General features: G+C 69.0%; 19 protein-coding genes. 7 read left to right on the top strand and 12 right to left on the bottom strand.

Features of this window, described 5'->3' with window-relative positions; all coding sequences use genetic code 11:
- Positions 1 to 21: 21 nt before the first annotated feature.
- From ACZ45E_RS14120 to ACZ45E_RS14100, 5 genes are read right to left on the bottom strand one after another with little or no spacing between them, the layout of a single operon-like run.
- Positions 22 to 1,182, bottom strand: coding sequence for an ABC transporter ATP-binding protein (locus ACZ45E_RS14120; protein WP_468220437.1), 1,161 nt, complete (start codon positions 1,180 to 1,182; stop codon positions 22 to 24).
- Positions 1,169 to 2,152: an ABC transporter ATP-binding protein gene (locus ACZ45E_RS14115; RefSeq protein WP_468220435.1), complete on the bottom strand. Its 984-nt coding sequence runs from the start codon at positions 2,150 to 2,152 to the stop codon at positions 1,169 to 1,171. Before ACZ45E_RS14115 ends, ACZ45E_RS14120 begins: the two co-directional genes overlap by 14 nt.
- A gap of 5 nt (positions 2,153 to 2,157) precedes the next feature.
- On the bottom strand, positions 2,158 to 3,168 hold the full coding sequence (locus ACZ45E_RS14110; protein ID WP_468220433.1) for an ABC transporter permease: 1,011 nt from the start codon (positions 3,166 to 3,168) through the stop codon (positions 2,158 to 2,160).
- Positions 3,161 to 4,084 (bottom strand): ABC transporter permease, encoded by a 924-nt coding sequence (locus ACZ45E_RS14105; RefSeq protein ID WP_468220431.1) that lies wholly within the window; start codon positions 4,082 to 4,084, stop codon positions 3,161 to 3,163. The genes ACZ45E_RS14110 and ACZ45E_RS14105 overlap by 8 nt, the downstream gene beginning before the upstream one ends.
- A 28-nt stretch (positions 4,085 to 4,112) precedes the next feature.
- Positions 4,113 to 5,750: a peptide ABC transporter substrate-binding protein gene (locus ACZ45E_RS14100; RefSeq protein ID WP_468220429.1), complete on the bottom strand. Its 1,638-nt coding sequence runs from the start codon at positions 5,748 to 5,750 to the stop codon at positions 4,113 to 4,115.
- 143 nt (positions 5,751 to 5,893) lie between these two features.
- Between ACZ45E_RS14100 and ACZ45E_RS14095 the strand changes: the two genes are divergently transcribed.
- Positions 5,894 to 6,619 (top strand): class I SAM-dependent methyltransferase, encoded by a 726-nt coding sequence (locus ACZ45E_RS14095; protein WP_468220427.1) that lies wholly within the window; start codon positions 5,894 to 5,896, stop codon positions 6,617 to 6,619.
- A 203-nt stretch (positions 6,620 to 6,822) separates the two neighbouring features.
- On the opposite strand, the gene ACZ45E_RS14090 is transcribed toward ACZ45E_RS14095, so the two are convergent.
- The 7 genes from ACZ45E_RS14090 to ACZ45E_RS14060 all read right to left on the bottom strand — a co-directional run bounded on the left by ACZ45E_RS14090 (position 6,823) and on the right by ACZ45E_RS14060 (position 18,344).
- Positions 6,823 to 7,944: an ABC transporter ATP-binding protein gene (locus tag ACZ45E_RS14090; RefSeq protein ID WP_468220424.1), complete on the bottom strand. Its 1,122-nt coding sequence runs from the start codon at positions 7,942 to 7,944 to the stop codon at positions 6,823 to 6,825.
- Positions 7,945 to 7,971: 27 nt separating this feature from the next.
- Positions 7,972 to 9,033, bottom strand: coding sequence for an ABC transporter ATP-binding protein (locus ACZ45E_RS14085; RefSeq protein ID WP_468220422.1), 1,062 nt, complete (start codon positions 9,031 to 9,033; stop codon positions 7,972 to 7,974).
- 9 nt (positions 9,034 to 9,042) lie between these two features.
- Positions 9,043 to 10,020 (bottom strand): ABC transporter permease, encoded by a 978-nt coding sequence (locus tag ACZ45E_RS14080; protein ID WP_468220420.1) that lies wholly within the window; start codon positions 10,018 to 10,020, stop codon positions 9,043 to 9,045.
- Between the two features lie 108 nt (positions 10,021 to 10,128).
- A complete protein-coding gene (locus ACZ45E_RS14075; RefSeq protein ID WP_468220418.1) occupies positions 10,129 to 11,925 on the bottom strand; it encodes an ABC transporter substrate-binding protein in 1,797 nt (598 codons plus the stop codon).
- A gap of 107 nt (positions 11,926 to 12,032) precedes the next feature.
- Entirely contained in the window at positions 12,033 to 13,064 is a 1,032-nt protein-coding gene (locus tag ACZ45E_RS14070; RefSeq protein ID WP_468220415.1) for an ABC transporter permease, read from the bottom strand.
- 782 nt (positions 13,065 to 13,846) lie between these two features.
- Positions 13,847 to 15,754, bottom strand: a complete 1,908-nt coding sequence (typA, locus tag ACZ45E_RS14065; RefSeq protein ID WP_468220413.1) for a translational GTPase TypA — start codon at positions 15,752 to 15,754, stop codon at positions 13,847 to 13,849.
- Positions 15,755 to 16,016: 262 nt separating this feature from the next.
- On the bottom strand, positions 16,017 to 18,344 hold the full coding sequence (locus tag ACZ45E_RS14060; RefSeq protein ID WP_468220410.1) for an ABC transporter family substrate-binding protein: 2,328 nt from the start codon (positions 18,342 to 18,344) through the stop codon (positions 16,017 to 16,019).
- Positions 18,345 to 18,721: 377 nt separating this feature from the next.
- Between ACZ45E_RS14060 and ACZ45E_RS14055 the strand changes: the two genes are divergently transcribed.
- From ACZ45E_RS14055 to ACZ45E_RS14030, 6 genes are all read left to right on the top strand, one after another.
- Complete coding sequence (locus ACZ45E_RS14055; RefSeq protein ID WP_468220409.1) at positions 18,722 to 19,009, top strand: hypothetical protein; 288 nt, start codon at positions 18,722 to 18,724, stop codon at positions 19,007 to 19,009.
- Between the two features lie 34 nt (positions 19,010 to 19,043).
- Positions 19,044 to 19,883, top strand: a complete 840-nt coding sequence (locus tag ACZ45E_RS14050; protein ID WP_468220407.1) for a hypothetical protein — start codon at positions 19,044 to 19,046, stop codon at positions 19,881 to 19,883.
- A gap of 16 nt (positions 19,884 to 19,899) precedes the next feature.
- On the top strand, positions 19,900 to 21,834 hold the full coding sequence (locus ACZ45E_RS14045) for a fumarate reductase/succinate dehydrogenase flavoprotein subunit (protein ID WP_468220405.1): 1,935 nt from the start codon (positions 19,900 to 19,902) through the stop codon (positions 21,832 to 21,834).
- Positions 21,831 to 22,607, top strand: a complete 777-nt coding sequence (locus ACZ45E_RS14040) for a succinate dehydrogenase/fumarate reductase iron-sulfur subunit (RefSeq protein WP_468220402.1) — start codon at positions 21,831 to 21,833, stop codon at positions 22,605 to 22,607. Before ACZ45E_RS14045 ends, ACZ45E_RS14040 begins: the two co-directional genes overlap by 4 nt.
- Before the next feature lie 444 nt (positions 22,608 to 23,051).
- Positions 23,052 to 25,142: a TPM domain-containing protein gene (locus ACZ45E_RS14035; RefSeq protein WP_468220771.1), complete on the top strand. Its 2,091-nt coding sequence runs from the start codon at positions 23,052 to 23,054 to the stop codon at positions 25,140 to 25,142.
- 80 nt (positions 25,143 to 25,222) lie between these two features.
- The gene (locus ACZ45E_RS14030; protein WP_468220401.1) at positions 25,223 to 25,933 is read left to right on the top strand and encodes a PspA/IM30 family protein; all 711 of its coding nucleotides are present in this window, start codon (positions 25,223 to 25,225) and stop codon (positions 25,931 to 25,933) included.
- The last annotated feature ends 8 nt before the right edge of the window (positions 25,934 to 25,941 follow it).

Below are 25,941 nucleotides of genomic sequence, written 5' to 3'. Positions count from 1 at the left end.
TCGCCGCGACGGCAGGACGGCCTACTGCTCGGTCGGTACGACCTGCTTCTCCTCGGCGAAGTGGCAGGCGGAGGGGTGCCGGGCCGGTCCGCTGTCGCCGAGGCGGAACTCGGCGGGGACGGCGAGGAGCGGTACCTCGTCGGCGCAGCGCTGCCGGGCCTTCCAGCAGCGGGTGCGGAAGCGGCAGCCGGAGGGCGGGTTGGCTGGTGAGGGCACGTCCCCGGTCAGGATGATCCGCTCGCGGTGCTCGCGCGCCGCCGGGTCGGGCACGGGCACGGCCGACAGGAGCGCCTGCGTGTAGGGGTGGGTCGGGTGTTCGTAGATCTCCTCGTCGGAGCCGATCTCCACGATGCGGCCCAGGTACATCACGCCGACCCGGTCGGAGATGTGGCGCACGATCGAGAGGTCGTGGGCGATGAAGACGTAGGAGAGGTCGAACTCGTTCTGGAGCCGGTCGAGCAGGTTGATCACCTGGGCCTGCACCGACACGTCGAGCGCGGAGACCGGTTCGTCCGCGACGATGATCTCGGGGCGCAGCGCGAGGCCGCGTGCGATGCCGATGCGCTGGCGCTGGCCGCCGGAGAACTGGTGCGGGTAGCGGTTGATGTACTCGGGGTTGAGGCCGACCACGTCGAGCAGGTCCTGGACCCGCTTCCTGCGGTCGCCCTTCGGCGCGACCTCGGGGTGGATCTCGTACGGCTCCCCGATGATGTCGCCGACGGTCATCCGGGGGTTGAGGGAGGTGTACGGGTCCTGGAACACCATCTGGATGTTGCGGCGCACGGCTTTCAGGGCGCGGCCGGAGAGCCGGGTGATGTCCTCGCCCTTGTACTTGATGACGCCGGCCGTCGGGCGCTCCAGGTTGACCAGCATCTTGGCGACGGTGGACTTGCCGCAGCCGGACTCCCCGACGATGCCGAGCGTCTCGCCGTGCCCGAGTTCGAAGTCGACGCCGTCGACGGCCTTGACCGCGCCGACCTGCTTCTTGATGAGGATGCCCTGGGTGAGGGGGTAGTGCTTGACCAGCCCCCGTACCTCAAGGAGGGGTTCGTGCCCGGAGGCCGAGCCGTTCTTCGCGTACTCCGACTCGGCCTGCGCCTTGTGGAGGAGGTGTTCGGCGATCAGGCCCTCGCGTTTGAGGTCGCCCTTGCTGACGTGCGAGCCGCCCTCAGCGTGAGGCATCGATCGTCTCCTTCCAGAAGTGGCAGGCGCTGCGGCGCTCGTCGGAGACCACGTACAGCGGCGGGACATCCGTGCGGCACACGTCCTGGGCCATCGGGCAGCGCGGGTGGAAGGCGCAGCCCGGCGGGATGTGCATGAGGTTCGGTGGCAGGCCCTTGATGGCGAAGAGTTCCTGCCCCTTCTGGTCCAGGCGCGGGATCGATTCCAGCAGGCCCTTGGTGTACGGGTGCGCGGGCGCCTTGTAGATCTCGTGGACGGGGGCGTGCTCGACGATGCGGCCCGCGTACATCACGGCGATCTTGTCGGCGACGTCGGCGACGACGCCCAGGTCGTGGGTGATGAGGATGAGCCCCATGTTGAGTTCGCGCTGCAACTCGGCGAGCAGGTCCATGACCTGGGCCTGCACGGTCACGTCGAGGGCGGTGGTCGGCTCGTCGGCGATGATCAGGTCGGGTTCCAGGGCGAGCGCCATCGCGATCATGATGCGCTGGCGCATGCCGCCGGAGAACTGGTGCGGGTACTGGCCGACCCGCTCCTTCGCCGCCGGGATGCGGACCCGCTCCATCAGCTCGATGGCCTTGGCCTTGGCGTCCTTGCGGGACATGCCCCGGTGGACGGTGAAGAGTTCGCCGATCTGCTCGCCGACGGAGAGCACCGGGTTGAGGGAGCTGAGCGCGTCCTGGAAGATCATCGCCATCTCGGCGCCGCGGACCTTCCTGCGCTCCTCCTCCTTGAGCTTCAGCAGGTCCCGGCCCTTGAAGAGGACCTCGCCGCCGGTGATCTTCCCGGGCGGGACGTCGAGGATGCCCATGATCGCCTGGGCGGTGACCGACTTGCCCGAGCCCGACTCGCCGAGCACGGCGAGCGTCTCCCCCGCGTCGACGGTGTAGTCGACGCCGTTCACGGCCTTGGCGACACCGTCCCGGGTGCGGAACTCGACGTGCAGATCGCGTACTTCGAGCAACGGCATGGGCGCTACCTCAGCTTCGGGTCGAGGGCGTCGCGCACCGCGTCGCCGAGCATGATGAACGCGAGGACCGTCAGGGCGAGCGCGCCGGCCGGCCACAGCAGCATGTGCGGGGCGTTGCGGATGTAGCCGGAGGCGGCCGAGATGTCGATGCCCCAGCTGACGGCGGGCGGCTTCAGGCCGACACCGAGGTACGAGAGGGTCGCCTCCAGGGCGATGTACGTACCGAGGGCGATGGTCGCGACGACGATGACCGGGGCGACGGCGTTCGGGGTGATGTGGCGCAGCAGCATCCGGGGGTTGGAGGCGCCGAGCGCGCGGGCCGCCTGCACGTAGTCGTGCTGCTTGGCGGTGATGACGGAGCCGCGGGCGATGCGGGAGATCTGCGGCCAGCCGAGCAGCACCATGAAGCCGATCACCGGCCAGACGGTGTTGCTGGTGACGACCGACAGCAGGACGAGGCCGCCGAGGATGACGGGGATCGCGAAGAAGATGTCGGTGATGCGGGAGAGGATCGCGTCCCAGAAGCCACCGAAGAACCCGGCCAGGCCGCCCAGGACCGAGCCGAGCAGGGAGACGCCGATCGTGGCGCAGACACCGACGGTGATGGAGTTGCGGGCGCCGTACACGGTGCGGGTGTAGACGTCGCAGCCCTGGCCGTCGAAGCCGAAGGGGTGGCCGGGCTGGGAGCTCTGCTGGCGTTTGGACAGGTCGCAGGAGAGCGGGTTGCCGGAGGCGATCAGCTGCGGCCAGATCGAGATGAGCACCAAGAAGAGGATGACCAGCGCCGAGATGATGAAGACGGGGTTGCGCCGCAGGTCGCGCCAGGCGTCGGACCACAGGCTGCGGGGTCTTCCGGTGGGGTCACCGGGGCCGAGCGCCGGGCCCTCGATGAGCGCGCCCTCGCTGGTGGCGAGGTCCATCGCGCCGCCCATGCCGGTCGCCGCGATGGCTCCGTCCTCGGGCGCGCGGTTGCCCGAGGACCAGGAGGAGGGCTCTGGCGCTTGCGGTTCAGGCATAGCGGATCCTCGGGTCGAGTACGGCGTACAGGAGGTCGACGATCAGGTTCACCGCGAGGAAGACCAGCACGAGGATCGTCACGAAACCGACGACGGTCTGGGTGTTCTGCCGCAGGATGCCCTGGTAGAGCTGGAAGCCGACGCCGTGGATGTTGAAGATGCGCTCGGTGACGATGGCGCCGCCCATCAGCGCGCCGACGTCGGCGCCGATGAAGGTGACGACGGGGATCAGGGAGTTGCGCAGCAGGTGCCGGGTGATGACGCGGCGCCTGGGCAGGCCCTTGGCGATGGCGGTGCGGACGTAGTCGGCCCGTTTGTTCTCGGCGATGGAGGTCCGCGTCAGCCGGGTCACGTAGGCGAGGGAGACCGAGGCGAGGACGAGGCCCGGCACGATCAGTTCGCCGAACGTGGCCTCCGTGGAGACCGCCGGGTTGATCCAGCCCCACTCGACGCCGAGCAGCAGTTGCAGCAGTAGACCGGTGACGAACGTCGGGACGGAGATGACGACGAGGGTCAGCAGCAGCACGCCGGTGTCGATGGGGCGGCCGCGCCTGAGGCCGGTGATGACGCCCAGCGTGATGCCGACGATGATCTCGAAGAGGATCGCCACGATGGTGAGGCGGATGGTGACCGGAAACGCGGTCGACATCAGTTCGGTGACCTTCTGGCCGTTGAACGCGGTGCCGAAGTCGCCGGTGAAGACGTTCCCCATGTACGTCAGGTATTGCTGCCACACCGGTTTGTCGAGGCCGAACTCCTTCGAGAGCTGGGCTTTGGTGGCGGGGTCGCAGGCCTTGTCGCCGCAGAGTCCCGCGATGGGGTCGCCCATCACGTTGACCATGAGGAAGATCAGCAGAGTGGCCCCGATGAAGACCGGGATCATCTGCAACAGCCGCCGGATCACATACCGTCCCATTGAGGGCTCCGTCCCTGGCGTCCGTCTGTCAGTTGACCTTGATCTCGTTGTAGACGGGGACGCTGAACGGGTTCAGCGCGACGTTCGAGACCTTGTCCGAGTAGCCGGCGCTGCCGTTCTGGTACCAGAGCGGGATGGCCGCCATGTTGTCCCGGACGACCTCCTGGGCCTGCTGGAACGTCTTGACCGCCTGCGCCTGGTCGGCTTCGCCGTTCGCCTTGTCGACCAGGGAGTCGAACTTCTTGTCGGACCAGTGGCCGTCGTTGGAGGAGGCGTTGGTGTAGTACAGCGGCTGGAGGAAGTTCTGGATGAGCGGGTAGTCCATCTGCCAGCCGGCGCGGAAGGGGCCCGTCATCTTCTTTTGGGTGATCTTGTTGCGGAAGTCGGCGAAGGTGCCGGTGGGGCTGCCGACGCAGGCCCGGTCGTTGTCGAGGGCGTTGTTGATGGAGTTGCAGACGGCGTCGACCCACTCCTTGTGGCTGCCGGTGTCGGCGTTGTAGCCGATCTTCACCTGGCCGCCGGGGATGCCGCCGCCCTCCTTGACCAGCTTCTTCGCCTCGTCCGGCTTGTAGTCGCAGAACTCGCCGCAGAGCCCGCTCTTGTAGCCGCCGTCCTTGCCGAGCACCGGGGAGGTCCAGTCGGTGGCCGGGGTGCGGGTCTTCTCGAAGATCGACTCGGTGATCTGCTTGCGGTTGATCGCCATGGACAGACCCTTGCGGACCTTGTCGCTGTCCGACTTGTTCCAGTCGGAGTCGTAGAACGGGAAGGCGAGGGTCTGGATGATGCCGGCCGGGGTGTTGATGTACCGGCCGTTCAGGTCGCTGTCCGCGTTGCTGAGCTGGGAGGCGGGCACGTCGTCGACGAGGTCGAGGTTGCCGGCGGTGAGGTCGGTGTAGGCGGTGTTGTTGTCCGTGTAGACCTTGAGGTCGACGCCGCCGTTCTCCGCCTTGTCGGCACCGGGGTACTTGTCCCACTTGCGCAGGGACATCTGGGAGCCCTTCTGGTACGACTCCACGGTGTACGGGCCGTTGCCGACCGGCTTGCTCACATAGCTGTCGTGGTCGTCGAAGAACACCTTGGGCAGCGGCGCGAAGGCGGCGTAGCCGAGGGTGTCGGGCCAGGTCGAGAACTTCTGGTTCAGTTTGACCGTGAAGGTGCGGTCGCCGGTGACCTTGAGCCCGGAGAGGGTGTCGGCGGACTGGCTGCCGGAGTCCGGGTGCACCTTGTCGTAGCCGTCGATCTGCCCGAAGAAGTACGCGTTCTTCTGGTTGTTCTTCAGGCTCGCGCCGTAGTTCCAGGCGTCGACGAAGGACTTCGCGGTGACCTTCTCGCCGTTGGAGAACGTCCAGCCGTCCTTGACCGTGATCGTGAAGTTCGTCTGGTCGGACGTCTCGATCTTCTCCGCCAGCATGTCCTTGGCGGCGCCCGTCTTGGGGTCGTACCGCTTCAGGCCGCGGAAGATCATGTCCAGGACCTTGCCGCCCTGCACCTCATTGGTGTTCGCGGGCTCCAGCGGGTTCTGCGGATCGCCCCAGGAGGACCGGACGACGCCGGAGCCGTCACCACCGCCACCACCGCCACCGCTGTCGCCGCCGCCACAGCCCGTCGCGGCCATGGCTACGACGACCGCACCAGCGGCCCACTTGGCGTGCGTGGCTCCACGCATGGAGTGCCTCCTCATACCGGCTCGTACTGATCACGTGTCACGTACGCCTAAATATCGGGGCAATACCGGCATCACGCACTCCGGGGGCGGCCTTACGGGAAAACTCCTCGCGGCGCCCGCGCGTCCCGCGCGATGATCGGCCGATGCCTGACCGCGCCTACACCGACACCCGCCTCGCCGCCCTCTACGACGCCCTGAACCCGTGGGGCCCCGGCGACGACTTCTGCCTGGACCTCGTGCGCGGGGCCGGCTCCGTGCTCGACGTGGGGTGCGGGACGGGGGCGCTGCTGATCCGCGCCCGGGAGGAGGGGCACCGGGGGCGGCTGTGCGGGCTCGACCCGGCGGCGGGGATGCTGGCCGTCGCGCGGCGCCGGGCGGATGTGGAGTGGGTCCAGGGCACGCTGTCCGCCCCGGCCCGCCCCGAAGGCCCGTTCGACCTCGTCGTGATGACGGGGCACGCGTTCCAGGTCCTGGTGGACGACGCCGAGATCCGTACGTCGCTGGAGGCGGTGCGGCGGGTGCTCGCGCCGGGAGGACGGTTCGTCTTCGAGACGCGCAACCCCGCGGCGCGGGCGTGGCAGGGGTGGACCGCGGCGCGGGCCGTTCAGGTGGCGGGGGTGCGGGTGGCGCACGAGGTCGTGACCGGCTTCGACGGACGGACGGTCACGTTCGATACGACGTTCAGCGGGCCGGGGCGGGAAGCGGCCGTGGTCAGCCGCAGCACGCTGCGCTTCGTGCCACCGGACGAGCTGGACGCCTTCCTGGAGGGCGCGGGGCTGGAGTCGGAGGAGCGCTACGGCGACTGGGACCGCTCCCCGCTGACGGCCTCCAGCCCGGAGATCATCAGTGTGTGCGGGGCGGCGGACTGACCTCGGCCCGGCACCGGGGCCGCAGCGGAGCCGTATGCCCCAGGGGCGCGGGGAAGTGCGCGACCAGCCACGACGCGACGTGAGGACGACACTCCGCCCCACCGGCCGGACCCGGCCCCCCGGGAACGACCGTGGCCCGGCCCGGTGACATCACCGGGCCGGGCCACACTCACTCACTCACCGCTCGACGGGCGCGGTACGCGTCAGGACGCGTCCTTCTCCAGAGCCACCAGCGCCGGGTCGAGGACGATGTCCTCCGCGCGGGCCTCGATGGACGGCTCCTCCGGGAAGTGGCAGGCCGTCAGGTGCCCGGCCTTGCTGCCCGTGATCTGGACCAGCGGCGGCTCCTCCGTCGCGCACTTGTCCTGGGCCTTCCAGCACCGGGTGCGGAAGCGGCAGCCGGACGGCGGCGAGATCGGCGAGGGAACGTCACCCTGGAGGCGGATCCGCTCCTTCTTGTTCACGTCGATGTCCGCCTCCGGCACGGCCGACATCAGCGCGTGCGTGTACGGGTGACGGGGACGGTTGTAGAGCGAGTCGCGGTCCGCGATCTCCACGATCTTGCCGAGGTACATCACCGCGACGCGCTGCGAGAAGTGCCGCACGATCGCCAGGTCGTGCGCGATGAAGACGAACGCGATGCCCATCTCCCGCTGCACCTTCTGCAGCAGGTTCACGACCTGGGCCTGGATGGAGACGTCGAGCGCCGAGACCGGCTCGTCCGCGACGATCAGCTTCGGCTCGAGCGCCACCGCGCGGGCGACGCCGATGCGCTGGCGCTGACCGCCGGAGAACTCGTGCGGGAAACGGTTGTAGTGCTCCGGGCTGAGACCGACGATCTCCAGGAGCTCGCGGACCCGCTTCTCCCGGCCGCCGGGCGGGTTGATCCCGTTGATCTCCATCGGGCCGGAGATGATCGTGCCGACCGTCTGGCGCGGGTTCAGCGACGCGTACGGGTCCTGGAAGATCATCTGGATCTCGGACCTGACGGGCGCCAGCTGCCTGCGACTCGCGTGGCTGATGTCCTGGCCGTTGTAGGTGACGGTGCCCTGCGTGGGCTCGTACAGACGGGTCAGGAGACGGCCCGTCGTCGACTTGCCGCAGCCGGACTCGCCGACCAGGCCCAGGGCCTCGCCCGGGTAGACCTCGAAGTCGACGCCGTCGACGGCCTTGACCGCGCCGACGGTGCGCCGGATCGGGAAGCCGCCCTTGATCGGGAAGTGCTTGTGCAGGTTCTCGACCTTCAGCAGCGGGGCGGTGTCACCGTCACGCTGCCCGGGGATCGCGTCGGCGACCGCCGTGGTGCTGTTTTCTTTGTCGCTCATGGTTCTGCCCCAGTCGCCGGTCTCTGCTCAGCCCAGCCGGGGCTGAATCGTCTCGATGAACACCTGCTGCTTCTGCTCCGCCGTCAGGTGGCAGGCGGAGCCCCGCCCGGCCGGGAGTACCGGCCGCTCGCCCGAGCAGCGGTCCCCGGACACCTTGTCGGTGAAGGTGCACCGCGGGTGGAACGGGCAGCCCGAGGGCGGGTTGAGCAGCGACGGCGGCGATCCGGGGATCGGCAGCAGCGGCTGGTCGACGTCGGACGAGAGCCGCGGCATCGAGCTCAGCAGGCCCCAGGTGTAGGGGTGCTCGGGTGACTTGAGCACCTCGCGGGTGGAGCCCCGCTCGACGGCCCGGCCCGCGTACATCACGAGGATGTCGTCGGCCATGTTCGCGACCACACCCAGGTCGTGGGTGATCATGATGATCGCGGAGCCGAACTCCTGCTGCAGGTCCTTGAGCAGGTCGAGGATCTGCGCCTGCACCGTCACGTCGAGCGCGGTGGTCGGCTCGTCCGCGATGAGCAGCTCGGGGTTGCAGGCCAGCGACATGGCGATCATGGCGCGCTGGCGCATACCGCCGGAGAACTGGTGCGGGTAGTCGTCGACGCGCTGCTTCGGCTGCGGGATGCCGACCTTGCCGAGCATCTCGATGGCCCGGTTACGGGCCTCCTTCTTGCTGGCGCCGGTGTGCTTGCTGTACGGCTCGGCGATCTGCCGGCCCACCGTGTAGTACGGCGAGAGCGCGGTCAGCGAGTCCTGGAAGATCATCGCCATCTTGTTGCCGCGGAGCTTCTCCAGCTCGTGCTCGGTGGCGGTGAGCAGCTCCTTGCCGTCGAGGAGGATCTCGCCCTCGATGGTGGTGGTCAGCGGGTTGTGCAGGCCCAGCACGGACAGGTTGGTGACCGACTTGCCGGAGCCCGACTCACCGACGATACCGAGCGTCTTGCCGCGCTCGAGCTCGAAGGAGAGGCCGTCCACCGCCTTGACGGCGCCGTCCTCGGTGGAGAACTGCACCCGCAGGTCGCGTACCGACAGGAACGCCTCGGAGCCGGACGGGGCCGGGGCGTCCTCGGTCTTGGTGAGTGTGGTCACGGGGTTCTCCTAGGACAGTCGCACGCGCGGGTCGATCACGGCGTACAGCGCGTCCACGACGATGTTGCAGATGATGATGAAGGCGGCGCTGATGATCATGACACCCATGAGCACCGGCAGGTCCTTCAGGATGACCGAGTCACGCGCCAGGCGGCCGAACCCGGCCAGGCCGAAGGTGAGTTCGGTGACCATGCCGCCACTGAGCAGGGCGCCGATGTCCATACCCAGGATCGTGATGATCGGGATGATCGATCCGCGCCACGCGTACCGGTAGAAGACGTAGCGGCTGCTCATGCCCTTGGCCTTGGCCGCGCGTACGTGCTCTTCCTGCAGCTGCTCGATCATCGAGGAGCGGGACATACGGGTGTAGTTGGCCGTGAAGATCGTCGCCATGACGAGCCAGGGGATCAGCAGGCCCATGAACCAGCCGGCCGGGTCCTCGGTGATCGGCACGTACTTGGGCTTGTCCAGCCAGCCGGTGCTGTAGACGAAGATGCCGAGCACGATCGGGCCGAGGAAGTAGATCTGGAACGAGCTGAGCACCAGCGAGCCGCCGCTGAAGGTCTTGTCGAGCCAGGTGCCGCGGTAGCGGGCGGCCATGAGACCGGCGCCGAGACCGACGAACAGGAAGACGATGAGGCCGCCGAAGGTGAGCGAGAGCGTCAGCGGGAGGCGGTCCATGATGGTGTCCCACACCATCTGGTTGTTGCGGAACGAGACGCCGAAGCACGGCGCGTCGCAGTGGCCCACCCCGAAGTCCCGCCCGGCGAAGATGCCGGAGAGGAAGTGCCAGTACTGCACCGGCACCGGGTCATTGAGCCCGAGGTTCTTGTGGATGATCGCCAGCGCGTCCGGGGTGCAGTTCTTGCCGCACGCGAGCATCGCCGGGTCCTGTGGGATGGCGAAGTACATGAAGAACGTGAAGGCGCTGATCAGCAGGAGGATGAGTGCTGCGCCAGACGTCCGGCGTATGAGAAATCGAAGCATCGCAAAACTGCTCTCAGGACGGCGGCGGTGGGAGGCCAGGAGGGGATCCGGCGGCCCGGGGGCGAGGGCTCCGCCGCGCCCTCACCCCCGGGATCTGCCTTGTGGTGCTTACTTCTTGAGGTAGATCGTGGTCGGGTCGGTGTAGCTGACCACCTGGCCGTAGCGCAGGCCGCCCACGTTCGAACCGGCGATCTGGAACACCTTGGTGTAGTAGATCGGAGCAGCCGGGTTGATGTTCTTGGAGATGTACTTCGAGAGCTTCGCGTACTCGGTGGCGCGCTGGTCGGCGTCCGCGATCTTCTGGATGCGGCCGAGCTCCTCGTTCACGTGCTTGTCGTTCGTGTGCGAGTAGTTGGACGCGCCGTCCTGGATCTGCGCACCGTCGAAGGAGGGCGGGAAGACGGTGTTGCCGTCGGCCCAGTCCTGGCCCCAGCCGGTCATGTAGAGGTCAAAGCCGTTCTTGACCTTGCCCATCTGCTCGTACCACGTGGCCTGGTCGACTTCCTTCTTCTGGATGTCGAGGCCGATCTTCTTCAGGCTGTTGATGATCAGGTTGGCCTGGGTGGTACGGACCGGGGTGTTGGCGTACGCGTAGACGAGCTTCTTGCCCTCGGCGCCCGCCTCCTTGATCAGCTTCTTCGCCTTGGCGATGTCGCCGTTCGGCTTCTTGACCCGGTTGAACGGGTCGTACGTCTTGTCGTAGCCCGGGGTGGTGGGCGACATCAGCGACGTGGCGGCGTCACCGCCGTAGGCACCACCGTCGGCGCGGGCGGCCGAGGTGGCCGGGATCGCGAGGGCGATGGCATCGCGGATCTTCTTGTCCTTGATGCGGTCCATGTTGAAGTTCAGCTGCCACACGTACGGGGCGTAGCCCTGGATCGTGCGCTTCATCACGGCCTTGTCGGTCGTGATCTTCTGCAGCTGGGTGGCGTCGACCTGGCCGGTGAACATGATGGCGTTCTTGGCCTCGCCGCGGTCGGCCAGGATCGTCTTCGTCTGGTCGGCCTTGTCGTGGTTGAACTCGATGTTCCAGCCGTCGACGTACTGGTGACGCATCGGGTCCGTCTTCTCGTCCCACTTGTCGTTGCGCACGAGGGAGAGCGACTTGCCCGACTTGTAGGACGCGACCTTGTACGGACCGGTGGCGACCGGCGACTGGTCGTACTTCTGCTTCGTGTCCGTCTTCTCGGGCACGACGGAGTAGGCGGCCATGGCGAGCGCCTGCGGCACGTCGGTGTGCGGCTCGAGGAAGTGGAACGTGATGGTCTTGGCGTCCGGCGTGGCCAGGACGGAGTCCGGCAGGTGCTTGCCCTTGTACGGGCCCTTGTAGGCCTCGCGGTACTTGGTGCCCGCGCCCGACAGCCACTGCTGGATGTAGGTCGGACCGTCCGTCAGGAACGGGTCGTAGAGCCGCTCGATGGAGTGACGGATGTCGGCCGACGTGATGACGTGGCCGTTCTGGTCCTTGACGCCGTCCTTCAGGGTGAAGGTCCAGGTCTTGCCGCCGTCCGCCATCTTGCCCGGGTCGGTGGCGAGGTCACCGACGACCGTCTGGCTGCCGTCGGCGCCCTCTGTGTACGTGGTCAGACCACGGTAGAGGAGCTTGGCGAGCATGCCGGCGTCGGAGACGTAGATCTGGCCCGGGTCCAGGTGCGAGAAGTCCGCCTCCTGGTAGACCGACACGGTGCCGCCCTTCTTGGCACCGGCGACGGCCTTGGCCGGGCCCACCGAGTCCTGGGCGGTGCCCATGGTCACCGGCTTGGCCTGCGCCTTGGCGTCCTCCTGGGACTTGCCGGCGGGCTTGTTGTCGCTCTTGCTGCCGCTGCTGCAGCCGGTCAGAGCGAGGGCGCCGACGGCTGCCGCGGCGACCGTTGCCTGCGCCGTGCGCGATCGAAGGATGCTCATGGAGTTGAATCCACCTGCCTGTGAGTAGTGATCCTTTGGTGCTGCCTGGCGCATCCGGTTGATCGCCCCGGCGCCCGGGTGGCAGCTTCCCCGTCGGTGACGCTGGATCAGCGCCCGGTCTTGGGATCGAAGGCGTCCCGGACCGAGTCACCGAGGAGGTTGAACGCCACGACGAAGACGACCATGGCGATACCCGGGAAGAACATGTAGGTCGGGTCCTGCTCGTAGATGTTCGCGGCGGTGGCGAACATCAACCCCCAGTCGGGAGTGGGGTCTTGATAGCCCACGCCGACGAAGGAGAGGAAGGCGACCGAGAGGATGGTGCTGGGGAGCAGGTACGTGCCCTGCACGATGATCGGCGTGACCAGGTTGGGCAGCAGCTCCTTGCGGATGATCCGCCAGGGCGAGGCGCCCGCGACCTTCGCGGCCTCGACGAACTCCCGCTCGCGCAGCGAGAGGGTGACAGCGCGGATCAGTCGCGCCAGGCTCATCCAGGTGAGCAGCCACATCACGCCGGTGATGGCGAGGAAGCGGATGTACGTCGGCGTCTCCTCGTCGGGCGCGACGAACACCGTGACGATGACGGGCATGACCGCCACCATGAACAGCTGGTTGGGCAGCGCCAGCATGAAGTCGATGAGGCGGCCCAGCCAGTAGTCGATCTTGCCGCCGAAGTAACCGGCGGTCAGACCGACGATGATGCCGATGAACACCATGCCGATGGTGGCCAGCAGAGCGGTGCCCAGCGATGTCCGCATGCCGTACAGCAGGTACGCGAAGACATCGCGCCCGTAGTTCGGGTCGATGCCGAACCAGTGCTCGGGCGACATACCGCCGTTGGGGCCGGCCGGCAGGTTGAACTCGTTGAGGAGCGTCGGGTCGTCCTGGCCGTAGAACGTGTACGGGTCCTTGCCGTACAGCTTCGTGATGACCGGCGCGAGCGCGGCTATCAGGAAGAAGATCAACACGACAAACGCGGCGACGACGCCCGTCTTGTCACGCTTGAACCGGCGCCACATCAGCTGTCCGGGGCTGCGCCCCTCCAGCTTCTTGGGCTCCTTCGCGTCACCCTTCGGCGCGCTCTCTGCGTCCAAGGCGGAAGAGGTCTCGGCGCCCTCAATCTCGATTGGACTCGTCATGATTCGTCCATTTCACAGGTGTTGGAGGTCGTCGGCCGGGTAACCGGAAGATCCGACGGCCGTCGCACGGCGTACGTCATTCGAAGCGCGCGATGGGAACAACGACTGGGGTGAACCCACCCCTGAGGAACCCTGGCCCGCGGTCGGCCTCGGCCGGTCCGTGGACCGAGTCGTCAAGAGCGTTCGCGACGCTGGATCGTTACCTCGTCCACCACGGGGACGGGACGGGACGTGCCCGCGGGACCTACACCTGTCATCGGGGACGACGCGACCCATATGGCGCTTGTGGCACCTCGCATGGGTTCCTCCTCATGAGTCCACTTTGTTCACTACAAGTGGGGGCACATGTCACCTGGCCGACACCCCTGACGGCGAAGGTGCAGTGCCCCAGTGTGCTCGCGAGTCGGCGCTCCCCACAGCGCGTGACCCATTGACCCGAGCTCTACGCCGTCAACTATTAGCCACGCGGCCCGCGCCGACCACACTCTTTTGGTCTCGGTTCGATCACACCTGATGCGTACATTGCCCAAAATCCGGACAAACAGATCTGAGATAGAGGGACACGAAACGGACGTGTTACATATCTATCGACCATTGGTGCCCGCATAGCGGACACCGAGGTGGACTTAATCACTTGCGCCCGGGCGGATTTTGACTCTTTGTTGGGCGAGACCTGACGTTCGCCGCTGTCAATCCGCGTAGACAGGGGCAGATTAGCGGCAACGGGAAGGGCCCGGCACCCCTTCCGGGGTACCGGGCCCTTCCCGTCGACTACAGACGCGTCAGCCGTGCTTGGCGCGCGAGGCGGAGCGACCGCGCTCCTTCTGGTCCAGGACGACCTTGCGGATGCGGACGGCCTCCGGGGTCACCTCGACGCACTCGTCGTCGCGGCAGAACTCCAGGGACTGCTCCAGGGAGAGCTTGCGCGGCGGGACGATCGCCTCGAACGAGTCGGCCGAGGAGGAGCGCATGTTGGTGAGCTTCTTCTCCTTGGTGATGTTCACGTCCATGTCGTCGGCGCGCGAGTTCTCGCCGACGATCATGCCCTCGTACACCTCGGTGCCGGGGTCGGTGAAGAGCACGCCGCGCTCCTGGAGGTTCGTCATCGCGAACCCGGTGACGGCGCCGGCGCGGTCCGCGACGAGCGAGCCGTTGTTACGGGTCTTCAGCTCGCCGAACCACGGCTCGTGGCCCTCGTGGATGGAGTGGGCGATACCGGTGCCGCGGGTGCTCGTCAGGAACTCCGTACGGAAGCCGATCAGGCCACGGGACGGAACGACGAACTCCATGCGAACCCAGCCGGAGCCGTGGTTCGACATGTTGTCCATCCGGCCCTTGCGGACGCCCATGAGCTGCGTGACGGCGCCCATGTGCTCCTCGGGGACGTCGACCGTGAGGCGCTCGACGGGCTCGTGCGTCTTGCCGTCGACCTCCTTGGTGACGACCTGCGGCTTGCCGATGGTCAGCTCGAAGCCCTCGCGGCGCATCTGCTCGACCAGGATCGCCAGGGCCAGCTCACCGCGGCCCTGCACCTCCCAGGCGTCCGGGCGCTCGGTGTCCAGGACCCGGAGCGAGACGTTGCCGACGAGCTCCTTGTCGAGGCGGTCCTTGACCTGGCGGGCGGTGACCTTGCGGTCCTTGACCGCGGACTTCGCGGCCGCGCCCTTGCCCGTGCCACCACGGCCGACCAGCGGCGAGGTGTTCGTACCGATGGTCATGGAGATGGCCGGCTGGTCCACCGTGATCAGCGGCAGCGCGATCGGGTTCTCCGGGTCGGCGAGGGTCTCGCCGATCATGATGTCCGGGATACCGGCGACGGCGCAGATGTCACCGGGGCCCGCCATCTCGGCCGGCTTGCGGGTGAGCGCCTCGGTCATCATCAGCTCGGTGATGCGCACGTTCTGGATCGTGCCGTCGCGCTTGATCCAGGCCACGGTCTGGCCCTTGCGCAGCTCGCCCTGCTCGACGCGGAGCAGCGCGATACGGCCGAGGAAGTTGTCGGCGTCCAGGTTCGTGACGTGCGCCTGGAGCGGGGCCGCCTCGTCGAACGTCGGGGCCGGGACGTGCGCCAGGATCGTGGAGAAGAACGGCTCCAGGTTGGTGGAGTCCGCCGGGACGGTGCCGTCGGCCGGCTTGGTCAGCGACGCGACGCCGTCACGGCCGCACGCGTAGACGATCGGGAACTCGATCTGGTCCTCGTCGGCGTCCAGGTCGAGGAAGAGGTCGTACGTCTCGTTGACGACCTCGTCGATGCGCGAGTCGGGACGGTCCGTCTTGTTGATGCAGAGGATGACGGGCAGCCGCTGCTGGAGCGCCTTGCGCAGCACGAAGCGGGTCTGCGGGAGCGGCCCCTCGGAGGCGTCCACGAGCAGGACCACCGCGTCGACCATCGACAGACCGCGCTCGACCTCGCCACCGAAGTCGGCGTGGCCCGGGGTGTCGATGATGTTGATCGTGATGACGTCGCCGCCATCCTTCGGGTGGTACTTCACCGCCGTGTTCTTGGCGAGGATCGTGATGCCCTTCTCACGCTCCAGGTCATTCGAGTCCATCATGCGATCGTCGAGGGACTCGGCGGCGTGCGCGGCGAACGAGCCGGCCTGCTTGAGCATGGCGTCGACGATGGTCGTCTTGCCGTGGTCGACGTGGGCGACGATAGCGACGTTTCGGATGTCGTGGCGCGTGGCCATATTGCGGCGTACTCCCGGAGTGAGTGGACGGCTGCGCGTACATCAGTGATACGCGCGCCCTGCCGGGCTGGACACGCCACGGCCTCACCCCATGGTACGTGGCTTGACGAGTGGGGACGCTTCCGGCCCTGTCGGGGAGGGACCGAAGCGGGGGTGGGGCCGGGAAAACTGCAGGTCAATGGGTACAACGAAGCTTGCCCGCAGGAGAGTCCCGCGGGCAAGGGAGTTGAGCTTGATCTGAGCTGGGCGATCGTGTGGGGGGTTATTTCTCCGAGGGCCCCGACTTCGCCGGCCCACCGGACTTCCGCGCGGACCCGGTCCTCCCCGCGGGGCCGGAGGCGCCGCTCTTGAGGTAGCCGATGTCCTCGTACTCCGGCTCCTGGAAACCGAAGGCGCCGGCGTTGGCGAGGTGGGAGCGGGCCGCGACCAGCTCGGGGCGCTGATAGAGAGGAATCGATCCTGCGGCGGCCCAGATCTGGGCGTCCGCCTGCTTCACCAGGGCGCGCTCCTCGTCGGCGTCGAGCTCGCCGATGGCCTGGTCGAAGAGCTGGTCGATGTGGTCGGTACCGACCCGTGTGTAGTTCTGCTCGACGGTGAGCGAGCCGTCGGCGGCCGGGACCGGCTTGGCGTAGATGGGGCGGGCGTCGGTGGCCGGATAGGCGGAGGCGGGCCACGAGTAGAGCGCGAGGTCGTACTCGCCGGACGCGATGTGGTCCTTGAAGTAACTGTCGTCGTCGACCTTCATCACGTCCGTGCGGACGCCGATCTTCTGCAGCATCCGCGTGATCCGGTCCGCTACGGCGCGCAGCTGCTCGGAGCCGGGGCCCGCGGGGAGCACGAAGCGCAGCGTGAGCGGCTGGCCGTCCTTGGCGAGCGCGCCCGCGGCGCCGCCGCCCGGTGCGGCGGTCCCCTTGGGGGCGTACGCGCCCGGGGCGCCGCCCGGCTTCGCGTACCGTGCGGTGCTCTTCCCGAGGCTCTCGGCGTTGTGCTCGCCGCTCTTGTGGTGCTTGCCCGGGTGCTTCTTCTTCGCCTTGTCGCTGTCGCTGTCGCTGTCGCCGTCGCGCAGCTTCACGGCGTGGGCCTGGTGCAGGAGTGCGGCGTGCTGGGCCGCGGCGACCGGGCCCGGGCCGAACAGCGGCGCGCGGCCGGCCGGCTTGCCGTCGTCGCCGTCGTGCGAGCCCGCGGCGCTGTCCGCCTTGCCGCCCGCCGTCTTCGGCTTCTTCTTCTCCTCGACCGGTCCGCCGGGCACCCAGCCCGCCTCGGCGAGCAGCGCCTGCGCCTCGGCGGTGTCCTGGTCGCCGAGCGCGTTGCTGTTGTCGGCGTACGCGGCCTGTCCGGCCAGGGCGAGGTGGTTGTCGACGGTGGTCACCGGCAGGCCGAGCGGCTTGAGAGCCACCTCGGCGAGCTCGGTCCGGTCGAGGGCGCGGGCCACGGCGCGGCGCACGCGCTCGTCGGCGAGCGGGCCCGAGGCGCCGTTCAACGCGAGCTGGGTGTAGGCCGGTTCGAGCGATTTGCGGACCTCGTAGCCGTCCAGGTTCGCCTGCTCCTTGGCGTACTTCTTGACGGCCTTGCGCATCTTCTTGCGGGCGGTGATCTCCTCGTCCGCCGCCTGCGCGTCCTCGCCGTGCGCGAGCGCCCAGGAGCGCAGTGCCCCGCCCGGGGTGAGGGCGGCGCCCGGGCCGTGGGTGAGCGGGCCCGAGGAGCCCTTGTCGCGGGCGGCGTGGGCGATGCGGTCGGCGCCGCCCGCGTCGAGGCCGGCCAGGTCGAGGCGGCCGGCGGCGAGAGCGGCGGTCCGCTTGCTCTGCGGCACGGCGGTGAGGACGAGCTTGTCGAGCTTGGCGGGGCGGCCCCACCACCGCGGGTTGCGGTCGAGGGTGACCTTGTCGGCGCCCCCGTCGACCGAGTCGAGGGCGAAGGGGCCCGCGGTGACCTTGAGCTTGCGGCGCGCGCCCTCGTTGAAGCTGTCCGGCGTCCCCGTGACGTCCTTGGGGTACAGCGGCGAGAACAGGGCGCGCCAGTCCGCGTACGGCTTGGAGAACGTGACCCGGACCTCCAGGTCGTCGGCGCCGCGCTCGACCTTCTCGATCCGGTCGTAGCCCGCGTTGTGCGCGGTCCAGTACGCGTTGTCCTTGCCGGACAGGGCACGCCACTGCGCGGCGAAGTCGGGGGCGCCGATCTCGCGGCCGTCGCTCCAGACGGCCTGCTGGTTCAGCTTGTACAGCACGACCTGCTTGGGCTCGGCCTCGATGACCTCGGCCTTCTCCAGGTAGTCGGCGTCGCGCTGCGGGCGGCCCTGCGCGTCGAGCCGGAACATCGAGGGCAGCACGGCGCCCGCGATCCGGCCGGTCGCCTGGTCGGCGTCGGCCTGGAAGGCGTTCAGGGTCTGCGGCATGGCGTCGATCGCCCAGCGCAGAGTGCCGCCGTCCTTGATCCGGTCACGGGCGGCGGGCGCGATGTCCTGACCCGCGGAGGGGGTACTCGCGTCGTCGTCGGAGGCGCATCCCGTGAGGGCGGTCACGGCGAGCGCGCCGCTCACGAGGAACGCGGCCGAGCGGGTGGCAGCGCCTGGGCGCCTGGGGTGGGAGTGCATCTCGGCGTCTACCTCCGGTGCGGGCCGGTTGATCACGTTTGGCCGTATATGTCGTTGATCACATCTATCGGGCCACTGAAGAGGGTGAGGTGGCCGCGTCACGGGCGACACGGCGGCGCTTCCCGCAAAGGCCACTCGGGCGGCTTAATCGGGGCCGAGGACGCAGGCGCGCTCCGGGCGCCCTTCGGGGGAGGGCGAGAAGTCCCGCCCTAGAGGTACGGGGGTCGCCTTTGGGGCGCGGCGGGGGCGCACAACCGGGGGCGCACGAACAAGCGCCGCGGGCAATCCGCCCCGGTCCCTTCACAAACGGCAATGTGACGCGCAACACTCGCAGGCGCATGAACAACTCCGCCGCACCAGCGGAAGCGAGGCAAGTCATGTCCCTGAACGACGACCTGACGGTCATTCAGCGCTGCGTCGACGATCTCGCCCGGGCCGTGGGGCGGCTGCAACCTCAGCTCGGCGGCCCCGACCTGCGCCGGGTCCGCGCCGACACCGACCACCTGCGCGAGAGCGTGGCCCTGCTGCGCGCCTCGGCGACGGCGCCGGGCGCCCCGCCCCTCCCGCAGGGCCTCGTGCCGATGTCCGACATCCCGTACGACAGCTCCCTGTGGACCGACTCCGACGACGAGGGGCTCGGCGCACGCAACAGGCACGCCCCCTGACGCAGCCAACCCGTCCCTTCGAGCGGAGGTCTCGTTGGCCACCGGCACGGAACCCACCAGCACCGAAGCCCATACCAAGAGCGGCACCGGCGTCCGCGGCCGGACACGTGCCGCGATCGCCGCGCCCCATCTGCGCACCGACCGCTGGTGGCTGGCCCCGGCCGCGACCGCCGCGGGCCTCCTCGCCTTCGTCGTCTACTCGACGTGGCGGGCCTTCGCCAACGCCGACTACTACGCGGCCCCGTACGTCTCCCCGTTCTACTCGCCGTGCGTCGCCGAGAACTGCGCACCCATGCGGCACGGCCCCAACTGGGAGATCTTCGGCGGCTGGTGGGGCCTGTCCCCCGCCCTGCTCATCCTGATCTTCCCGCTCGGCTTCCGGCTCACCTGCTACTACTACCGCAAGGCCTACTACCGCGGCTTCTGGGCGTCGCCGCCGGCCTGCGCGGTGGCAGAACCGCACAAGAAGTACAGCGGAGAGACCCGGTTCCCGCTCATCCTGCAGAACATCCACCGGTACTTCTTCTACACGGCCCTGCTCGTCGCCTGCATCCTCACCTACGACACCGTCCTCGCCTTCCGCGACGAGCACTACGCGTGGGGCCACATGGGCCTCGGCACCCTGGTGTTCCTGCTGAACATCGCGTTGATCTGGGCGTACACGATCTCCTGCCACTCCTGTCGGCACATCGTCGGCGGCCGCCTCAAACACTTCTCGAAGCACCCCGTGCGCTACCGCCTGTGGGGCTGGGTCGGCAAACTGAACAACCGTCACATGCTGCTCGCCTGGGCCTCGTTGGTGAGCGTCGCGCTCGCCGACTTCTACGTGTACCTGGTCGCGTCCGGCGCCTTCGACGATCCGCGGTTCTTCTAATGGTGGGGGCTCAACGATGAGTGTGGTCGAGCGGCAGCAGTGGGATGTTGTCGTGGTGGGCGCGGGCGGAGCCGGGCTGCGCGCCGCGATCGAGGCGCGCGAGCAGGGCGCCCGTACCGCGGTCATCTGCAAATCCCTGTTCGGCAAGGCCCATACGGTGATGGCGGAGGGCGGCATCGCCGCCGCCATGGGCAACGTGAACTCCGGGGACAACTGGCAGGTCCACTTCCGCGACACGATGCGCGGCGGCAAGTTCCTCAACCAGTGGCGGATGGCGGAGCTGCACGCCAAAGAAGCTCCCGACCGCGTATGGGAGTTGGAGACCTGGGGCGCCCTCTTCGACCGCACCGGGGACGGCCGGATCTCGCAGCGCAACTTCGGCGGGCACGAATACCCGCGGCTCGCCCACGTCGGCGACCGTACGGGCCTCGAACTGATCCGCACCCTCCAGCAGAAGATCGTCCAGCTCCAGCAGCAGGACAAGGCGGAGTTCGGCGACTACGAGGCCAGGCTGAAGGTCTTCCAGGAGTGCACCGTCACGCGCGTGCTCAAGGACGACGACGGCAGCCGGGTCTCCGGCGCCTTCTGCTACGAACGCGACAGCGGGCGCTTCTTCGTGCTGGAAGCACCCAGCGTGGTCCTGGCCACCGGTGGCATCGGCAAGTCCTTCAAAGTGACGTCGAACTCCTGGGAGTACACCGGCGACGGCCACGCGCTGGCCCTGCTGGCGGGCGCGCCCCTGCTCAACATGGAGTTCGTCCAGTTCCACCCGACCGGCATGGTCTGGCCGCCCTCCGTCAAAGGCATCCTCGTCACCGAGTCGGTCCGCGGCGACGGCGGCGTCCTCAGGAACTCCGACGGAAAACGCTTCATGTTCGACTACATCCCGGACGTCTTCAAAGAGAAGTACGCCGAGTCGGAGGCCGAGGGCGACCGCTGGTACGAGGACCCGGACAAGAACCGCCGCCCGCCCGAGCTGCTGCCCCGCGACGAAGTGGCCCGCGCCATCAACTCCGAGGTGAAGGCGGGCCGCGGCTCCCCGCACGGCGGCGTCTTCCTCGACGTCTCGACACGGATGCCCGCCGAGGTCATCCGGCGCCGCCTGCCGTCCATGTACCACCAGTTCAAGGAGCTGGCCGACGTCGACATCACCGCGGAGGCCATGGAGGTCGGCCCCACCTGCCACTACGTGATGGGCGGCATCGCCGTCGACTCGGACACGGCTGCCGCCCGCGGCGTCCCCGGCCTCTACGCGGCCGGTGAAGTCGCCGGCGGCATGCACGGCTCCAACCGGCTCGGCGGCAACTCCCTCTCCGACCTGCTCGTCTTCGGCCGACGCGCCGGCCTGCACGCCGCCGCCCACGCCCAGAGCCTCACGGACCGCCCGGCCGTCGCCGACCTCCAGCTCGACACCGCGGCCGCCGAGGCCCTGCGCCCCTTCTCCGCCGAGACCCACGAGGACGGCACCGTCCCCGAGAACCCGTACACCCTGCACCAGGAGCTCCAGCAGACGATGAACGACCTCGTCGGCATCATCCGCCGCGAGGCCGAGATGGAGCAGGCCCTGCGCAAACTCGCCGAGCTGCGGGTACGCGCCCGCCGGGCGGGGGTCGAGGGGCACCGGCAGTTCAACCCGGGCTGGCACCTCGCCCTCGACCTGCGCAACATGCTGCTGGTCAGCGAGTGCGTCGCCCGCGCCGCCCTGGAGCGCCAGGAGTCGCGCGGCGGCCACACCCGCGAGGACCACCCGGCCATGGACCGGCGCTGGCGCCGCGCCAACCTGCTCTGCCAACTCCGCGACCCCACCGGCGGGTTGGCCGCCACCGACCCCGTGTGCGGCCAGATCGACCTCACCCGCGAGACCACCGAACCCATCCGCCCCGACCTGCTCGCCCTCTTCGAAAAAGAGGAGCTGGTCAAGTACCTGGCCGAAGAGGAGCTGTACGAGTGAGCGCGTATGAGGCCCGCTTCAAAGTGTGGCGCGGGGACACGGCGGGCGGCGGCCTGGAGAACTACGACGTCGAGGTGAACGACGGCGAAGTGGTCCTCGACATCATCCACCGGCTGCAAGCGACCCAGACCCCTGATCTGGCGGTCCGCTGGAACTGCAAAGCCGGCAAATGCGGCTCCTGCTCCGCCGAGGTCAATGGGCGGCCTCGGCTGCTGTGCATGACGCGGATGTCCGTCTTCGAACCGGACGACGTCATCACCGTGACGCCACTGCGGGCGTTCCCGGTGGTCCGGGACCTGGTGACCGACGTCGGATTCAACTACGCGAAGGCGCGCGAGGTCCCCGCGTTCGTGGCGCCCGCCGGGGTCGGGCCCGGCGAGTACCGGATGATGCAGGAGGACGTCGACCGGTCGCAGGAGTTCCGCAAGTGCATCGAGTGCTTCCTGTGCCAGGACACGTGCCATGTGGTGCGCGACCACGAGGAGAACAAAGCGGCGTTCGCCGGTCCGCGCTTTCTGATGCGGATCGCCGAGCTGGACATGCATCCTCTGGACGAGGCGGCCGAGAGCGGGCTCGACCGGAAGCGGGCCGCCCAGGAAGAGCACGGGCTCGGCTACTGCAACATCACCAAGTGCTGCACCGAGGTCTGTCCCGAAGGCATCAAGATCACGGACAACGCTCTGATTCCCCTTAAGGAGCGGGCCGTTGACCGTAAGTACGATCCCGTGGTGTGGCTGGGGAACAAGATCCGTCGGCGGTCGTCCTCGGGGTGAGGTTCGGTTCGGTTCGGTGGGGTGCGCCTGAAGGGAGGGGGGCCGTCCTGTGTGCGTTGGCGGCTTCCCGTTCGTTCCGATCGGTGTGTGCGTGGGTGCGGGGCCGCCCGGGGTATGTGCCGTGCTCGCCATCTTGATGGGCTCGCCTGCTGCTTCGGGTGGTGCTACCGCGTGTTGCTGTGCTGCGCGCGCACATACCCCGGGCGGCCCCTCCCGTCTCGTGTCCGTCTGATCGTCGGCGTGTGTTCGGGCGCGCTCGCGCCGGTTGGCTGATCGCCTCTGGGTTCGCCAGTCTCTCTCCCGCGGGTGCGATCTGTGGCGTTTCAAGCGGGCGCTCCGGGAACTCGGTGCGTGGGGCAGTGGGGTGGTGTCGTGGCCGTGGGTGCCGTGGGGGCGCCCCGGTCGCGGCACCTTCTCTCCGGACATACGCTCCCAAACGTGTCCCTGTCCCAGAGCCGTCCCCGCCCGGTACCGATCGCCGCGCGGACGGCAGCGGCCGCGCTCCTCGTGCTGCTCTGGCTGCTGCCCGCCACCTCCGCCCGCGCCGACGACCCGGTCACCCTTTCCCGCACCGGCCAGATCACCGACAAGGTGGACGCCCTCGGCGGTCGCGAGAACGCCGTCGCCACCGCGCTCGGCGATCTCGACGACGAACGCGGCATCCAGCTCTTCGTCACCTACGTACGGGACTTCTCCGGCCGTTCGGCGCAGGACTGGGCGGACGCCACCGCCGACAGGAACGGCCTCGGCCTCAACGACGTACTCCTCGCCGTCGCCACCCACGACCGGCAGTACGCGCTCTCGGTCGACCAGGACTCCCGGCTCACGGACGCGCAGATCCAGGACATCACGCGGGCCGGGATCGAGCCGGCGCTGCGCAAGAACGACTGGCCCGGCGCCGCGATCGGTGCCGCGCACGGTATCGACGCCGTCGTCGCCGGGCGGCCCGTGCCCACCCCGACCATCACTCCCGGCGCCGCCGACCCCGGCGCGAGCGGTGACAGCGGCGGCACGGGTACCGGCGATCTGGTGCTGCCCGTCATCGCCGTCGGCGCGGCGGGCGCCCTGGCCGCGTACTCGTACACCCGCCGCAAGCGGCGCATGAGTGGGCGCACCACGCCCGGCGGGGGTTCTGTGGGCTCGCAGGGCTGGGGGAACCCGCAGGTCACTCCGGTCGCCGAGCTCGACAAACAGGCCAGTCACCAGCTGGTGGAGACCGACGACGCCGTGCGCACCAGTACCGAGGAGCTCGGCTTCGCCACCGCCCAGTTCGGGGAGGAAGCCGTCAAACCGTTCCACGAGGCGCTGGCGTACGCGCAGACGGAGCTGACAGCGGCGTTCAAACTGCGCCAACAACTCGACGACGCGTTCCCCGAGGACGAGCCGACCAAGCGGCGCATGCTCGACGAGATCATCAGCCGCTGCACCGAGGCCGGGCGCCGGCTCGACCGGGTGTCCGGCGACTTCGACCGGCTGCGCTCCCTGGAGCAGACGGCGCCCGAGGCGCTCGCCCACGCCGAAGGGGCCTTCCGCGAGCTGACGGCGCACACCACACGCGCGCAGGAGACGCTGACCGCGCTCAGCACCCGGTACGCGCCCACCGCGCTGGCGTCGGTCGCGGGCCACGTCGAGCAGGCCAAGGACCGGCTCCTGTTCGCCACGGCCCAGCTCAACGAGGCCCGCCAGTGCGTCGACACCGGTGACAACGGCAAGGCCGCCGTCTTCCTGCGGGCCGCCGAGGGCGCCGTCGACCAGGCCGGCACCTTCGTGACCGCGATCGAGCGCCTGTCCGGTGAACTCGCCGAGGCACAGGACAAACTGCCGGCCGCGCTCACCGAGTCGGAGGCCGACCTCGCGGACGCCCGCGGTCTGCTGGAAGGCACCGCGCAGGGCGTCTCCACCGCCGATCTGCGCGGCCGCATCGCCCGCGCCGAGTCCGTCGTCGGCGACGTACGCGACGAGCTGGCCGCAGGCCCCTACGACCCGATCGACGCTCTGCGCCGCGTGGAGGAGGCGGACGCGGCGCTCGACGAGGCGCTCGCGGCGGCGCGGGAGCGCGAGGCGGGCACGACGCGGGCCCGTTCGCTCCTCGGGCAGGCCCTGCTCGCGGCCCGCAGCAGCACGGGTGCGGCGGCCGACTTCATCACGACGCACCGGGGCGCCGTCGGCAGCGAGGCCCGCACCCGGCTCACGGAGGCCCAGCGGCATCTGGCGAGCGCGCTCGGCGCCGAGGAGAGCGATCCGGCAGCGGCGCTCGGCGAGGCGCAGCAGGCCGACGCGCTGGCCCGGCAGGCGCAGTCGCTCGCCGAACGGGACGTGCACTCGTACGGCGATCCGTACGGGGGCGGCGGGCGCGGCGGCGGCGGTTCGGGCGGCGCGGTGCTCGGCGGGATCCTCCTCGGGCAGCTCCTCGGCGGCGCGGGGCGCGGCATGGGCGGGAGCCGGGGCATGGGGGGCGGCGGGTTCGGCGGCGGGCCCGGCAGTTTCGGTGGTGGCGGGACCCGCGGCAGGCGAGGGGGCGGCGGACGTTTCTGACCGGCACGCCGAACCATCCCCGACTTCAGACGGCACCATCCGCGCCTGCCCCGCAGGCCCACGTTCCGGAGGACCTGACCATGACGAAACAGACCATCTTCAGCCGGGTCGCCACCCTCGCGAAGGCGAACATCAACGCGCTGCTCGACAGCGCCGAGGACCCCCAGAAGATGCTCGACCAGCTCATCCGCGACTACACGAGCAACATCAGGGAGGCCGAGGAGGCCGTGTCGGCCACCATCGGCAATCTGCGGATGCTGGAGCAGGACCACAAGGAGGACGTGGACGCGGCCGCCGAGTGGGGCACGAAGGCGCTCGCCGCCAGCAAGAAGGCGGACGAGCTGCGGGCCGCGGGGACCGCGGCGGAGGCCGACACGTTCGACAACCTGGCGAAGGTCGCCCTGGGGCGGCAGTTGCAGGCCGAGAAGGAGGCCAGGGACGCCGAGCCGACGATCTCCGCGCAGACCGTCGTGGTCGACAAGCTGAAGGCCGGCCTCGACCAGATGAAGACGAAGCTGACCGAACTACAGTCGAAGCGTGATCAGTTGGTGGCACGCGCCAAGACCGCGCAGGCGCAGAACCAGATGATGGACGCGGCCAAGAACATCAACGTCCTCGACCCGACCAGCGAGTTGAGCCGCTTCGAGGAGAAGGTCCGCCGCGAGGAGGCCAAAGCGATCGGCAAGCAGGAGCTGGCCGACTCCTCGCTGGACGCCCAGTTCGAGCAGCTGGACTCGCTCGGCGACGACGCCGAGATCGAGGCGCGGCTCGCCGCGCTGAAGGGCGCCTGAGTCGGGCG

The sequence above is a fragment of the Streptomyces sp. NPDC030991 genome, from assembly GCF_055571235.1.
Note: the sequence above shows the minus strand (reverse complement) of the source record. Positions and strands in the feature narration are given on the sequence as shown.